Raw genomic sequence first — 13,224 nt, forward strand, 5'->3', positions numbered from 1 at the left:
GCGCGTCGCCCTCGTCGAGACGTGACCGCGGCGGGGGCAGGGCTCGCGCTCGCCCGTTCATCCACACCGTCCACAACGCTGTGTGCAAAGTAACCTGCGGTTAATGTAAGCAAGCACACGACTCGTCAGCGGACAAACGGGGACGCGCTCAGCGGCGACGAAAGTCGGCGCCTTCCTGTTCGCCGAAGCACTTTCACGCATGCCATTGGACGCGACCGCCGCCAGCGAGACGAGCAGCGACCTCCTCCGGACGTCGCTGCTCGAACGCGTCCGGGCGGCCCGTCCGTCGATCGTCTCGCTCGTCGCGCCGGCGGGTTTCGGAAAATCGACCCTGGTGCGCCAGCTCCTCGCGGAAATCCCGGCGGTGGCGGTCTGCAACTGCGCCGGCGTGACCTCCGACGTCGAACTCGCGCGGCGGATCGTCCCGGCGCTCGCCGACGAGACGCAGGAACGCAGCGCGAACCTCGCGCAAAGCGAGACGATGCTCGGCGACGGCCACGCGTCCGCCGCCGAGCGTGTCGAAGTTGCGCTCGCTGCTTGGCGCGTGCGCACGCACCCCTCCGCGTTCGTGTTTGAGAACGCCGAGGACGCGATCCGCGATCCGGGCGCGCGCGAGTTTCTGGCGCGGCTGCTCGCGAACCGCCCCGAACCGCGCACCGTCGTGATCTGCTCGCGCGAATCGCCGCGCATGCATCTCTCGCGCTTCGCGCCGCCGCATCAGATCCTGACGCTGCGCGCCAACGATCTCGCCTTCACCGGCGAGGAAATCGCCGCGATCTTCGCGCCGATCGACGCGCGCCCGGAGGTCGTCGAGCGCGTCCGTCAGATCTCGGCGGGGTGGCCGATCGCGGTGTTGCTGCTGGCGCGCTTCGCGCACGAAGGGCGGCTCGACGCGCTGCTCGACAAACTCGACGACATCGCGTACGAAGAACTGCACGAGTACCTCGCCGATCAGGTGCTCGGCACCGCGTCGCCGGCGATCACCGACGGCCTCCTGACGTGCGCCGCGATCCCCAATGCGAACGAGCGCGACGTGCGGCTGGCGTTCGCCTGCAACGACGCCTTCGAGACGTTTCTCACGTTTCAGAAGACTTCGCCGTTCGTCACGCGCGATGCCGACGCGGCATTTCACGTCCACCCGCTCGTCGCGTCGACCCTCCTCGAACGGCATCCCGCGCGGGTCGAGGCACTGCTCGCGCCGGTCGCGACCGCGTACGTGACCGCCGGAGAATACCAGCGCGCCGCGGAAATCCACCTTGCGCGCGGCGATCAGACAGCCGCCGCCGAGATCCTCGAGCGGATCGAGGTGATCGAGGACGAGGGCCCGTCGATCGCCTACGCCTGCGTCCTCGCCGCGCTCGCCCGCGCCGTTGTCCTGCGCTATCCGCGCGTCTGGTCGGTCACCGCACTGATGCGCACGTTCACCGTCGACGCGCGCCTGCTGCTCGAGGAGGTCGAGGCGATCTGGTCGCGCCTGCCGTCGGACGCGCCGCCGATCGTGCGCATCTATCTGTACGTCTTCCGCGTGCTGATGCGCAGCTACGTCGGCGAGTTCGAGAGCGCGCTCGCGTTGGTCGACGAGTTTCGCGCGCAGATCGCGGCGCCCGACGTTCCGTCGACGCGGATGCACGGCTGGCTGCTGTACCTGCGCTCGCTGATGACGGCGCGCCTGGGCCGCACCCGCGAAGCGGAGCGCGATCTCGAAGCGGCGTGGCCGTTCGTCAAAGCGATGCACATCATGGCGTCCGGGACGCTGCTGACGCTCGGCGCCGACATCGCGCGCGTCCGCGGCGACCGGGCGACGGAAAAAGAACGAATCGACCGCGCGATCGAACACGTCCGCAAGACCAGCTTCAGCAACTTCATCGCGTTCGACGAAGCCGAGGCAACGTTCGGCGCGTGGCTGGCGGCCGACGAAGCCGACTACACCCAGCATGCGTTCGCGCTCGAGGTCGAGGTCGAGCGCGAAGGGGTGCGCGGGTTCGCATTCTTCTCCGCCTGCGTGCGCGGTCACGAACGTTCTCCCCAGCAGGCCGATCACGTGAAGTGGGTCGCGTGCGGCTACCTGATCAAAGCGGCGAACGCCGACGACGCCGCGACCGCGCTGCGCTGCGCGGACCTCGCGCGCGAGGCGGCGGCGTCGTATCGCGCGCCGTTCATGCAGGTGCTCGCCGCGCTCGCGGTCGCCGAACTCAACCCGTCGCGACGCCGCGCGCTGCACGCCGAGGCCGCCGCCTTCGGCGCGCGCATCGACGCGCCGGAGCTCCACGCGGCGATCGCGTCGATCGCGCGCGGCGAAGTCGGCGGTTTTCTGGCACCGTTCGTCAAGCGCTACCGCCGCGAAGGCGCCGACGCCTCGCGCACGGGGATCGCCGTCGAACTCGTCACGGGTCGCGTGCTGCGTAACGGCGAGGCGGTGACGCTCGCCGAGCGCGAGCACGCGTTGCTCACCGCGGTCGCGATGCGTCCCGACGCCGTCTCGCGCGAACGGCTCACCGACCTGCTGTGGCCCGATCTCTCGGAGAGCGCGGCGCGCAACGCCTTCCACGTCTGCCTGCACCGCCTCAAAGCACGGCTCGGCAACGAGAACGCGGTGGTGCGCACGCGCGACGGCTACCGGCTGGGCAACGACGTGCGCGTCGACCTGTGGGACATCGACCGCAGCGTCGGCATGCTGCGTACGGCCGGCGGCGTCGACCGGCAGCAGGCCGTCGCCCTGCGGGGCCTCTACGATCGCCTGCGCGCGCAGCGGCCGGCGAAGTTCGACAGCTGGGAATGGTTCGAGCCGACCGAACGGCACCTGCGCGAACTGCGCTGCGAAGTCGCGCAGGCGCTGGCGAAACACGCGTTCGACCAGGGCCGCACGCAGGACGCGCTTGCGCTGTGTCACGAGATGATCGCGTACGATCCGTGCGACGAGCCCGCGCGCGAGATCGCGATCCGCGCCTACCTCGAAGCCGGCGACCGCGCCGCCGCGCTGCGGCATTTCCGCCAGTATCGCGACGTGCTGATGGCGGAGCTGCAGTGCGAACCCTCCGATTCGCTCGCGCAACTCGTCGGCGCGACGGCCTGACGAATGCGGCTCAGTCCGTCTCGCGCGCGTTGAGATCGACGAGTTCGCCGTTGATCCCGGTGCCGCGGTCGCTGGCGAGGAACGCGAGTACGTCGGCGACCTCCTGCGGCGTCGCGGCCGCCTTGAAGTCGTCCTCGGAATAGTACGGCCGCGTCTCGGGCGTCTGCACGCCGCCCAGGACGACGGCGTTCGCGACGATCCCGTCGGCTTTGTGTTCGCGCGCGATCGCCCGCATCAGGATGTTGACGGCGGCCTTGGCCGCGCCGAAGAGCCCGCGGCCCGGCGCCGGATCGCGTGACGATCCGGCCGTGACGACCACGATGCGACCGCGCGAGCGGGCGCCGTCGCGATAGGGCTGCGCGAGCATCGCGCGCAGCGCGGGGATGCTGAAGTTGTAGGCGGTTTCGGCAAAGGCGGCGAGGTTGTGCCGAAGGTCGTCGAGGGTCGATTCGACGAGGCGCGATGTGCGCGCGTCACCGGCGAGGCTGACCGCCGCGTCGATCCGGCCGAAGCGCTCGACGCAGCCGGCGATCGCCGCCGCCGCCTGCTCCGGCGCGTTGAGATCGGCGACGAACGGGATCGCGGCGGCGCGCTCGTCGCCGTCGAGCACCGCGTCGATCGCGGTGCGCGCGCTCTCAAGCGAACGCGAAAGCACCAGCACACGCGCACCTTCGCGCACGAGCGCGGCGAGGGTCGCTTTGCCGACGCGGCCCGTTCCGCCCGCCAGCACGATCGCGTCACCGTCGAAGAGCATGGGTCACTCGTTTCTTTCCGGCCGGCGCGGCGGCGCGAAAACAGTCGGCACTGTGGTCGTCGACGACGCCGACCGCCTGCAGCAGCGCGTAGACGATCGACGATCCGACGAAGCCGAAGCCGCGCTTGCGCAAATCTTTGCTGATGCGGTCCGAGAGCTCGGTGCGCGCTGGAACCTCGTCGCGCGTCCGCGGGCGATTCACGATCGGCGTGCCGTCGACGAACGACCACAAATACGCGTCGAACGATCCGCACTCGCGCTGAACCGCGAGAAACGCTTTCGCGTTGGCGATCGACCAGCGGACCTTCGCCGCGTTCCGCACGATGCCGGCGTCATTCATCAGGCGCGCGACATCGCGATCGCCGAAACGCGCGACGTTCGCCGGATCGAAGCCGCGGTACGCGGCGCGGTAGGCGTCGCGCTTACGCAGAATCGTGTTCCACGACAAACCCGCCTGCGCGCCTTCGAGGATGAGGAACTCGAAGAGCCGCAGGTCGTCGTGTACGGGCACGCCCCACTCGCCGTCGTGATAGATCACGTCGAGTGGATCGGTCGCCCACGCGCAGCGAATCGGCATCGCCGCTCACAACCGCGCCGCACGCGGAGCGGTTGCCGTGCAGGCGGGCGGGCGGCCGGCGCACCGGCGGCATGCGACCGCGTTACATCCGCCGGCCGGACGCGTAGCATGCGTGGGCGACGGCCGATGTGCCGCGCAAGGGAGAGGGCGCCATGCTCGCACAAGATGGATCGTCATCGCCGTGGTCGTTATCGTCGTGATCGCGGCCGCGGTCGTCATCGCGCAGCGCCGTCGCTCGCAAGGTTTGCGCGAACGATTCGGTCCGGAATACGATCGCACCGCGCAGGAGATGGGTTCGCCGCGGCGAGCGGAAGTTGAACTCGCGCGCCGCGAGAATCGCTACCGATCGCTGGACATCCGGCCGCTCACGCCCGGCGCGCGCGATCGCTACGCCGAGTCGTGGCGCGCGGTGCAGGCGAAGTTCGTCGACGATCCGGGCGCTGCCGTGACCGACGCCGACCGCCTGGTAAACGAAGTGATGCGTGACCGCGGCTATCCGGTCGACGACACGGCGCATCGATGGACGATCTCTCCGTCGAGCACGCGCGCGTGCTCGACAACTACCGCACCGCTACCGCAATCGCACAGCGCAATGCGCGTGGCGAGGCGACGACCGAAGAAATGCGCCAGGCGCTGGTTTCGTACCGCGCGCTGTTCAACGATTTGCTCGGCACCGATCCCGTGCAGAGCGGAACCGTCGAAGGCCGCATCGTCGAACCGGCCGCGCCGAGGACGCACAGGAAGTACGCTCATGAACGACCGCGCCAACCTGGGGACCGACGACGACCGCCGCAGCGCCGACCACGACTGCGACCGCCGACCAGCGCATCCCGACCGAACGCGGCGATGTCGCGGACGCCGCGGCGCAGGCGCAGAGCACGGACGGCGGCGACGTGGAACTGCTCCCGAGCGACGCACTCAATGATTTCCGCACGCGCTGGGACCGCGTCCAAGTGATGTTCGTCGACGAGCCGCGCGACGCGGTCCAGCAAGCACACGATCTCGTCGACGAGGTCGTCACCCGGCTCACCGAGCGTTTCTCGAAGCAGCGCGAGGGCCGGATGGGACCGGGACGCGGGCGAGGACGTCTCGACCGATGGCCTGCTCATCGCGCTCCAGCGCTACCGCTCGTACTTCGACCGCCTGCTCTCCGCGTAACGGCCGGCTCAGTCGCCCGGGTTTTTTAGAGTTCTTTCACATTCGGCACCTACGGTCGTTCCATGACGCTGAACGACCGTAGGAGCCGCCGATGATTCGCGATGTTCGCCCGCTCGTCGCCGCCGTGTTCATCCCGGCGGCGATTGCACTCGCCTCCTGCTCCGGGGGCGGCGGTTCCGGCCCGTCCCCGGCAACGATCCCGAACACGCCCGCCGCGAGCGCGATGCAGAGCACGCGCGGGACCGCAACGACGACGTCTTCGGCGCAGACGCCGGGCGACGCCGGCTCGATCCTGCAGACGCTGCACAAGATCACCACGATCGGATCGACGGTCGATCCGATCAACGGCGATCAGAATCCCTACGGCCTGACGATCGCGCCGATCACGAAGGGCTTGCTGCAAGCCGGCGATCTCGTGATCTGCAACTTCAACGACGCCGCCAACGTGCAGGGCAACGGCACGACGATCGAAGCGCTGCACCCGGTGCCGGGTTCGACGCCGCTGCACATCGCGCAGAATGCGGCGCTGCTCGGCTGCGACGCGCTGGCACTGAGCTCAGGCGACGGTATCTGGGCCGCCGCGTTCGGCGCCAACGACAACCCGATCGTCTCGGCGACCGGCGCACTCGTCACCGCGATCGCAAGCGGTCCGTGGCACCATCCGTGGGGCCAGGCGTTCAGCGCGACGGCCGGACCGTTCGGCGCATCGGGCGCGTTCTACGCCAGCAACGCGGGCGACGGCAGCATCGTGCGCATCGACCTGAATCCGGGCAAACCGTTCGCGTTCGACGTGATCGCGACGGGCTTTCCGGTCAACGGCGGCGCACCCGGCAGCATCCTCGCGCCGTCGGGGCTGACGTACGATCCGAACGGCGACCGCCTGTACGTGATCGACGGTGTCGACAACAGCATCACCGCACTCGAGCACGTCGGGCAGATCCCCGCCGGCGGCGTCCACGTCAGCGGCTCGTCGTTCACCGGCCCGTTCGCGTCGTCGGCTCGCCGCGTCTTCGCGGGCGCACCGCTCAACGGTCCGATCAGCGCGGCGCTGCTCCCTAACGGCAACCTCGTCGTCGGCAACACGCTCGACCCCGACGGGACGAACCTGCTCGTCGAGGTCACGCCGAGCGGTCGCGTCCTCGCGAAGCGCAACGTCGACAAGGGGGCATCCGGCGCGATCTTCGGGATCGCGGTGAGCGGGACGGCGGGAGAGCCGAACAACGTCAAGATCTACTTCAACGACGACAACGACAACACGGTGAAGGTGCTGACGTCGGGCGAGTTCGACGCGAAAACGTAGCGGCTGCCCGACCCGCAGAACAGAACGCGAAGGCCCCGCGGGATCGCTCCCTGCGGGGCATTCGTGTGCGCTGGGCTTCGACAAGCTCAGCCTGACGGGGGCGGGGCTCCGACGAGCTCAGCACGACGTCGCCCCCGTCCGGGGCTACATCATGTCGTAGCCGCCCATGCCGCCGCCGGGAGGGCCGCCTGCGGGGGCGGTCTTCGGTTCGGGCTTGTCGGCGATGAGCGTTTCAGTCGTCAGAATCAGCGCGCCGATCGACGCCGCGTTTTGCAGCGCGGAGCGCGTGACCTTGAACGGCTCGACGATCCCGGCCTGGACCATGTCGACCAGATTGCCGGTCATGGCGTCGAAGCCCTGACCCGGCGGCGCGGTCTTCACGCGGTTTACTTCGACCGAACCCTCAAAGCCGGCATTCTCCGCGATCTGGCGGAGCGGCTCTTCGAGCGAACGGCGGATGATGTCGACGCCGATCTTCTCGTCGTGGCTCGCGGTCTCGCCCGAGAGCTTCTCGAGCGCCTTGATCGCGTGCACGAGCGACGAACCGCCGCCGGGGATCATCCCTTCCTGCACGGCAGCGCGGGTCGCCGAAAGGGCGTCCTCGATGCGGTGCTTCTTCTCTTTGAGCTCGGTCTCGGTGGCCGCGCCGACCTGGATTACCGCAACGCCGCCCGAGAGCTTCGCGAGGCGTTCCTGGAGCTTCTCGCGATCGAAATCGCTGTCGGTCTCCTCGATCTGCCGCTTGATCATCTCGATGCGGCCCTTGATCGCGTCCTGCTTGCCCTTGCCGTCGACGATCGTGGTCTCTTCCTTCGTGACCTTGACCGTCTTCGCAGCGCCGAGCAGATCCGGCGTCACCTTGTCGAGCTTGAGCCCGAGCTCTTCCGAGATCACCGTCGCGCCGGTCAGCGTGGCGATGTCCTTGAGCATCTCCTTGCGGCGGTCGCCGAAACCCGGCGCCTTGACCGCAACTGTCGTGAACGTGCCGCGCAGCTTGTTGACGACGAGCGTCGCGAGCGCTTCACCTTCGACGTCCTCGGCGATGATGAGCAGCGGCTTCTGAACCTGCACGATCTTCTCGAGCAGCGGCAGGATGTCGGCGATCGCCGAGATCTTGCGCTCCGTCACGAGGATGTACGGATCGGTGAGCGTCGCTTCCATCCGCTCCGAGTCGGTGACCATGTACGGCGAGATGTAGCCCTTGTCGAAAAGCATCCCGTCCTTGGTCTCGACTTCGGTCTTCATCGACTTCGATTCTTCGACCGTGATGACGCCGTCTTTGCCGACTTCGTTCATCGCCTGCGCGATGAGTTCGCCGATCGTCTTGTCGTTTGCCGAGATCGACGCGACCTGCGCGATCTTCTCGGTCGAATCGACCTTCTGCACGAGCTTTTCCATCTCGCTGACCGCCGTCTCGACGGCCTTTTCGATGCCGCGCTTGATCAGCAACGGGTTTGAGCCGGCGGTGACGTTGCGCAGACCTTCGCGGATGATCGCCTGCGCGAGCACCGTTGCGGTGGTCGTGCCGTCGCCCGCGATGTCGTTGGTCTTGGACGCGACTTCCTTGACGAGCTGCGCGCCCATGTTCTCGAACGTGTCGGGGAGTTCGATCTCTTTCGCGATCGTCACCCCGTCGTTGGTGATCGTCGGCGAACCGAACTTCTTGTCGAGGACGACGTTGCGGCCCTTCGGTCCAAGGGTGACCTTCACCGCATCAGCCAGGATGTTCGCACCGCGCTCGAGCGCGCGCCGTGCGTTCTCGTCGAATACCAGTTGTTTAGCAGCCATGTTGTTTGAACTACACTCCGGCCGGAACGCGCTCGTCGCTCACGATGGCGAGAACGTCTTTTTCCGAGATGATGAGGTACTCTTTGCCGTCGAGCTTGATCTCCGACCCCGAGTACTTCGAGTAGATGATCTTGTCGCCGGGCTTGACGTCCATGGCGAGCTTCTGGCCATTGTCGAGCGTGCGGCCGGAACCAACGGCGAGAACGCGGCCTTCCTGCGGCTTTTCTTTCGCCGTGTCGGGAAGGAAGACGCCCCCGGCGCTCTTCTCAGCCTGTTCCACGTGCTCGACGACCACGCGATCGCCCAGTGGCTTGAGATTCACGAAAAACTATCCCCTCTCAGGACTGCTTGGCACTACCAGCACGAGAGTGCCAGCGACCACTAACGTTAGCAGAGTCATTTGCCGAGTGCAAGGGGGGAGGGGAGGCAGGGACGGGCAAGGGCCACGCGAGCCCGACCATGATGACAAAAACTGGGGACCCGGCGACCCCACGGACGCGCTTGAGGCTGGTCTCGAGGGGTACCACGACGAAAATTCGGCTCGGCGTCGCACGTGCAGTCCGCTTCATCGGACGGCGCGATCCGGCGCCGTTCAGCAAGAAAGGCGGCCAATGGCTCATACCCTCCCGCGGATCCAAGGCGGCTGCGGGGAGGACTACGTGCGGCTGATCGCGCGGCCTCCGCAGCCGCTCACAGGATGCGACGGGGAACTCTTCCAAGAGCCTGCGACGATGCCGTCCCCGCCGCGTAGACATGGTCCGCCGCAGCGGCACGACGCCGAGCAAACCCGAAATCGAGCACACCAACGTACACGAAGCGCTCTCGCGCTACTTCGAGTGGGCGCAAGATGCGGTCGCGGCTGCGCTCGCGCTCGTGGTGATCGTCGTCATGGTCCAGGGGATCTGGACGCTGGCGCGGCTCGCGCTGGTCGACGGCCGCGAACCACGCATCGTCCTGCCGCAGATCGTGCTGCTGCTCATCCTCGTCGAGCTCTTCCGCACGCTGTTGTTCTACTTGCGCGAGCACCGCGTCGCCGTCGGCTTGATGATCGAGGTCGCAATCGTCAGCCTGTTGCGCGAGCTGCTGGTCAATCCGCCGGGGGCAAAGGGCACGATGTCGTTATCCGCGTACGGGATCGCCCTGCTCTTGGTCGTGCTCGGCGCGCTGATGGTTGCCGACCGCATGACCTCGTCAGGCGCGGCCGACGCGCCTGGCCGGAGCACGGTCGCCGAGGAGTAACGCCTTGGGGGCGGCGCGGCAGTTTTCGGCAAAGCCGGGCCGCAGGGGTACAACATTTCCGTGCCGTTCGTTTCGCGAGTCTTGGTCGAACGCGTCGTAGCGTGCCCGTTTTCGGTGGCACACGACTACGCCGTTGACTTCCTGCGGGCCGCCGAGCGCGGGATCGAGATCCGCGTCCCGCTCCGCGATTTTTGGCGCTCGCTGGGCGGCCACGTGCGGCGCCCCGTGCGGCTGGTCTTCGCCGCCTACCCCGACGAGGACGAGGCCGGCCGGATCCACGACGCCCTGCTCATCGAATGGAACGCGCGCACCCGGCTACTCCCCGACTTCCACGGGACGCTGCGGCTGCGGATCGCCTCGGTCGAATCGACCCGGCTCTCCCTCGAGGGGGCCTACCGACCTCCGTTTGGCGCGTTCGGGCGCGTCTTCGACGCGGTCGCGGGGCAGGCGATCGCGCGGGCGGCGATGCGTGACCTCCTCCAGCGGATCGGCGACGCGATGGAGCGCCGGGAGGCGGCGTACCGCGCCGGCTCGGGGGTCACCGCCTAGCCGGGGCGAAGGGTGCGTGCCGTGGACAAGGCAGGGTCGCTGCAGCAGCAGCTGGTCGCGGGGCTCGCCGCCGGGATCGCGGGCGGGCTCCTCTTTGCCCTCTTCATGCTCGGCGAACCGATCGCGTTCGGCAAGCCGGCCGGCGACGCGGTCGGCGGGATGTTCGGCGGGATCGCGGCGACCGTGATGGGACCGGCGGCGCAAGGCAACCCCGCCGCGCCTTCAATCGGGATCGCGCTGCATTTCGCAGTCGCGATCTTCTGGGCGCTCGGTTACGTCTATCTCGTCCGCACCCAGCCGCAGCTCCTGCGGCGGCCCTGGCTCTCGGGGATCGCGTTCGGCTTGGTCGTGTACGTCTTCATGCAGATCATCCTGATCACGGCCGGCGCGTATCACCGGCCGGGACCCGTCGCGCTGCTCACCAACCTGGTCGCGCACACGCTCTTCTTCGGGCTCCCCGTCGCGCTGATCGTCGCGCGCTCGCTGGACCGCACGATCTCCCGCGCGTGATCGCGCACGCCGCGGTCGACCTCGGCGCGATCGCGCGCAACGCCGCGACGCTGGCGGAGCTCGTCGCGCCCGCGCGCGTTGCGGCGGTGGTGAAAGCGAACGCGTACGGTCACGGTCTGGTCGAGGTGGCGCGCGCGCTCGCGCGCACGTGCGCGCGGCTGTGCGTCTACTCGCTCGAGGAAGCGATCGTGCTGCGCGAAGCAGAGATCGACGCGCCGATCCACGTGCTGGGTCCGGTGCCGCCGGGCGACCTCGACGCCGCGCATGCCGCGGACGTCGCGCTGACGCTGTGGGACCGGGGGCTCTACGCGCGCCAGGTCGCGAGCGTCGCGCGCCGGCGCGGGCGGCGCTTCACGATTCACGCGAAGGTCGACACCGGCGTCGTACGGCTCGGCCTCGATGCCGGCGACGCGCCCGACGCGCTCCAGCGTTACGCGGCGACGCCGGAGTTCGCGCTCGCCGGCGCGTTCACGCACCTCGCCGCCGCCGAAGAACTCGACTCGTCGTTCACGGACGAACAGCTCGCGCGGTTTCTCGCGGCGACGCGCGAACTCGGTCCCGGCGTCGAACGGCACGCCGCAGCGACGGCGGCGGCGATGCTGTGGCCGCGCACGCGGCTCGACACCGTGCGCATCGGGATCGGGCTGTACGGGATTTGGCCGAGCGTCGAGACGGAGGCGCTGATGCGCGTGCGCGGCGTCGAACTCGCACCCGCGCTGACCTGGCGAACGCGGATCGCGGCGATGCACGAGATCGACGCCGGGACCACCGTCGGCTACGGGCGCACGTGGCAGGCGCCGCGCCGTTCGCGGATCGCGACGCTGCCGATCGGATACGCGGAAGGTCTGCCGCGCGCCGCCGGCAACGCCGCGCACGTCCTCGTCCGCGGCGCGCGCGTCGCGCTCGTCGGCCGCGTCTGCATGAACATGGCGTTTGCCGACGTGACCGGCGTCGCCGGCGCGGCTCCCGGCGACGACGTGACGCTCATCGGGCGCGACGGACGAGAAGAGATCCTCGCGGCCGATCTCGCGGCGGCGTGCGGCACGATCGGCTACGAACTCGTCGCGCGCCTTCCCGCGCACGTGCCGCGCACGTACGCGGCGCCGGTTTCGTGATCGCCGCAACGGCGTTCGCCGTCGTCGACATCGTGCTGAACGGGAAGACGATCCTGCCGCACGCGCGCGCCGCCGTGCACGGAGGACGCCTGCTGCTGCCGGTCCGCGATCTCGGCCGCGTTCTCGGCGCGGAGGTGCGCTACGATGCGCGCGACGGACGCGTCGTCGTGCGCCGCTACGCCCGCACGGCCGCGCTGCGTGCGCGCGAGATCGTCGTCGACCGCGGACGCGCGTACGCGCCGCTGCGCACGGTCGCCGCCGCACTCGGTTTCGACGCCGCGTACGTTGCGCGCACGCGAACCGTCGTGCTCGCGCGGCGCGTCGAACCGCGCACGCAGAGGCCCGCCGCCACGGTTGCCGCCGCTGCGGCGCCGACGCCCGGCAGCGGCGCGGCCGCTGCGCCGGCGAGCGCGCGCGACGCGATCGTGACGCCGCCGAGGAGCGCGCAGGTGAACGAGCCGTATCCCGCGGTGAGCGCGCGCTTCGCGGGCTCCGGCGGGATCGATCCGCGCAGCGTGCGCGTCCTCGTCGATGGCCGCGACGTGAGCGCCGACGCGGCGATCGTCGGCGACGAGATCCTCTACACGCCGCGCGCGGCGCTCGCGCCCGGTACGCATGCGGTGACCGTCTCGGCGCTCGCGTCGAACGGGACGCCGCTCGCGGCCTCGTGGGAGTTCGCAGACACGTTCGCGTTCGCACCGCCCCCGCCGCCGGCGCCGCCGCCCGTGCGCGCGATGTACGTCGATCGCTACGTCGTTCCCGGAACGAACGCGTTCGACGTCGTCGTGCTCGGGGTTCCCGGGATGACGGGCTTCGTCGCCGTCGACGGCGTCCCGGGGATCGCGCCGCTCGTCGTCACGGGCGCGAACAGCTATGTCGCGCACGTCGTCGTGCCGCCCGGCGTCGCGCAGCCGTTCGCGCACGTCGGCGCGCGCCTGACGCTTCCCGACGGGTCGATCCGCGTCATCACGCTCCCGCAGACGATCGGCCTGTTCACCGCGAGCGCGTCGCCTCCGGCGCATGCGACGCCGACCTCGGTGCCGCGCGCCATCCCGCCGGGACGCCGGTCGATGGCGGTCCCGACGCCGACGGTGACGCCGACGCCGGTTCCGCGCCGCGCGCTCGCGCGGCCGCGCCCGTCGCCATCACCCTCGCCGTAAC

The 13,224-nt window shown here is 69.4% G+C and carries 14 protein-coding genes; 7 read left to right on the forward strand and 7 right to left on the reverse strand.

What is annotated here, in order from left to right; genetic code table 11:
• Positions 1 to 199 precede the first annotated feature (199 nt).
• The gene (locus WPS_RS16005; protein WP_317995460.1) at positions 200 to 3,073 is read left to right on the forward strand and encodes an AfsR/SARP family transcriptional regulator; all 2,874 of its coding nucleotides are present in this window, start codon (positions 200 to 202) and stop codon (positions 3,071 to 3,073) included.
• 10 nt (positions 3,074 to 3,083) lie between these two features.
• On the opposite strand, the gene WPS_RS16010 is transcribed toward WPS_RS16005, so the two are convergent.
• The 5 genes from WPS_RS16010 to WPS_RS16030 all read right to left on the reverse strand — a co-directional run bounded on the left by WPS_RS16010 (position 3,084) and on the right by WPS_RS16030 (position 5,513).
• On the reverse strand, positions 3,084 to 3,827 hold the full coding sequence (locus tag WPS_RS16010) for an SDR family NAD(P)-dependent oxidoreductase (RefSeq protein ID WP_317995461.1): 744 nt from the start codon (positions 3,825 to 3,827) through the stop codon (positions 3,084 to 3,086).
• Entirely contained in the window at positions 3,811 to 4,404 is a 594-nt protein-coding gene (locus WPS_RS16015) for a DNA-3-methyladenine glycosylase I (RefSeq protein ID WP_317995462.1), read from the reverse strand. Before WPS_RS16015 ends, WPS_RS16010 begins: the two co-directional genes overlap by 17 nt.
• An 82-nt stretch (positions 4,405 to 4,486) precedes the next feature.
• On the reverse strand, positions 4,487 to 4,921 hold the full coding sequence (locus WPS_RS16020; RefSeq protein WP_317995463.1) for a hypothetical protein: 435 nt from the start codon (positions 4,919 to 4,921) through the stop codon (positions 4,487 to 4,489).
• Positions 4,897 to 5,157, reverse strand: a complete 261-nt coding sequence (locus WPS_RS16025; protein ID WP_317995464.1) for a hypothetical protein — start codon at positions 5,155 to 5,157, stop codon at positions 4,897 to 4,899. Before WPS_RS16025 ends, WPS_RS16020 begins: the two co-directional genes overlap by 25 nt.
• Positions 5,154 to 5,513 (reverse strand): hypothetical protein, encoded by a 360-nt coding sequence (locus WPS_RS16030; RefSeq protein WP_317995465.1) that lies wholly within the window; start codon positions 5,511 to 5,513, stop codon positions 5,154 to 5,156. Before WPS_RS16030 ends, WPS_RS16025 begins: the two co-directional genes overlap by 4 nt.
• Positions 5,514 to 5,653: 140 nt before the next feature.
• On the opposite strand from WPS_RS16030, the gene WPS_RS16035 reads away from it, so the two are divergent.
• Positions 5,654 to 6,862, forward strand: coding sequence for an NHL repeat-containing protein (locus WPS_RS16035; protein WP_317995466.1), 1,209 nt, complete (start codon positions 5,654 to 5,656; stop codon positions 6,860 to 6,862).
• Positions 6,863 to 7,006: 144 nt separating this feature from the next.
• Here the strand turns inward: WPS_RS16035 and groL are convergent, their stop codons facing one another.
• Together groL and groES are read right to left on the reverse strand one after the other, a co-directional pair.
• A complete protein-coding gene (groL, locus tag WPS_RS16040; RefSeq protein WP_317995467.1) occupies positions 7,007 to 8,650 on the reverse strand; it encodes a chaperonin GroEL in 1,644 nt (547 codons plus the stop codon).
• 10 nt (positions 8,651 to 8,660) lie between these two features.
• A complete protein-coding gene (groES, locus tag WPS_RS16045) occupies positions 8,661 to 8,972 on the reverse strand; it encodes a co-chaperone GroES (RefSeq protein ID WP_317995468.1) in 312 nt (103 codons plus the stop codon).
• 431 nt (positions 8,973 to 9,403) lie between these two features.
• Here groES and WPS_RS16050 point away from each other — a divergent pair, with 431 nt between their 5' ends.
• The 5 genes from WPS_RS16050 (at position 9,404) to WPS_RS16070 (ending at position 13,223) form a co-directional block, all read left to right on the forward strand.
• The gene (locus WPS_RS16050; RefSeq protein WP_317995469.1) at positions 9,404 to 9,889 is read left to right on the forward strand and encodes a phosphate-starvation-inducible PsiE family protein; all 486 of its coding nucleotides are present in this window, start codon (positions 9,404 to 9,406) and stop codon (positions 9,887 to 9,889) included.
• 114 nt (positions 9,890 to 10,003) lie between these two features.
• Positions 10,004 to 10,438, forward strand: a complete 435-nt coding sequence (locus tag WPS_RS16055) for a hypothetical protein (protein ID WP_317995470.1) — start codon at positions 10,004 to 10,006, stop codon at positions 10,436 to 10,438.
• 21 nt (positions 10,439 to 10,459) lie between these two features.
• Complete coding sequence (locus WPS_RS16060; protein ID WP_317995471.1) at positions 10,460 to 10,948, forward strand: hypothetical protein; 489 nt, start codon at positions 10,460 to 10,462, stop codon at positions 10,946 to 10,948.
• Positions 10,945 to 12,063, forward strand: coding sequence for an alanine racemase (alr, locus tag WPS_RS16065; RefSeq protein ID WP_317995472.1), 1,119 nt, complete (start codon positions 10,945 to 10,947; stop codon positions 12,061 to 12,063). Before WPS_RS16060 ends, alr begins: the two co-directional genes overlap by 4 nt.
• The gene (locus tag WPS_RS16070) at positions 12,060 to 13,223 is read left to right on the forward strand and encodes a copper amine oxidase N-terminal domain-containing protein (protein ID WP_317995473.1); all 1,164 of its coding nucleotides are present in this window, start codon (positions 12,060 to 12,062) and stop codon (positions 13,221 to 13,223) included. The genes alr and WPS_RS16070 overlap by 4 nt, the downstream gene beginning before the upstream one ends.
• Position 13,224: the final 1 nt, after the last annotated feature.

Source organism: Vulcanimicrobium alpinum (genome assembly GCF_027923555.1).
Lineage (GTDB): Bacteria > Vulcanimicrobiota > Vulcanimicrobiia > Vulcanimicrobiales > Vulcanimicrobiaceae > Vulcanimicrobium > Vulcanimicrobium alpinum.

Bases quoted from the DNA above. Each gene is read 5' to 3' on its own strand.
- WPS_RS16005 (WP_317995460.1), top strand. From the start codon at position 200: ATGCCATTGGACGCGACCGCCGCCAGCGAGACGAGCAGCGACCTCCTC.
- WPS_RS16010 (WP_317995461.1), bottom strand. From the start codon at position 3,827: ATGCTCTTCGACGGTGACGCGATCGTGCTGGCGGGCGGAACGGGCCGC.
- WPS_RS16015 (WP_317995462.1), bottom strand. From the start codon at position 4,404: ATGCCGATTCGCTGCGCGTGGGCGACCGATCCACTCGACGTGATCTAT.
- WPS_RS16020 (WP_317995463.1), bottom strand. From the start codon at position 4,921: ATGCGCCGTGTCGTCGACCGGATAGCCGCGGTCACGCATCACTTCGTT.
- WPS_RS16025 (WP_317995464.1), bottom strand. From the start codon at position 5,157: ATGAGCGTACTTCCTGTGCGTCCTCGGCGCGGCCGGTTCGACGATGCG.
- WPS_RS16030 (WP_317995465.1), bottom strand. From the start codon at position 5,513: ATGAGCAGGCCATCGGTCGAGACGTCCTCGCCCGCGTCCCGGTCCCAT.
- WPS_RS16035 (WP_317995466.1), top strand. From the start codon at position 5,654: ATGATTCGCGATGTTCGCCCGCTCGTCGCCGCCGTGTTCATCCCGGCG.
- groL (WP_317995467.1), bottom strand. From the start codon at position 8,650: ATGGCTGCTAAACAACTGGTATTCGACGAGAACGCACGGCGCGCGCTC.
- WPS_RS16050 (WP_317995469.1), top strand. From the start codon at position 9,404: ATGGTCCGCCGCAGCGGCACGACGCCGAGCAAACCCGAAATCGAGCAC.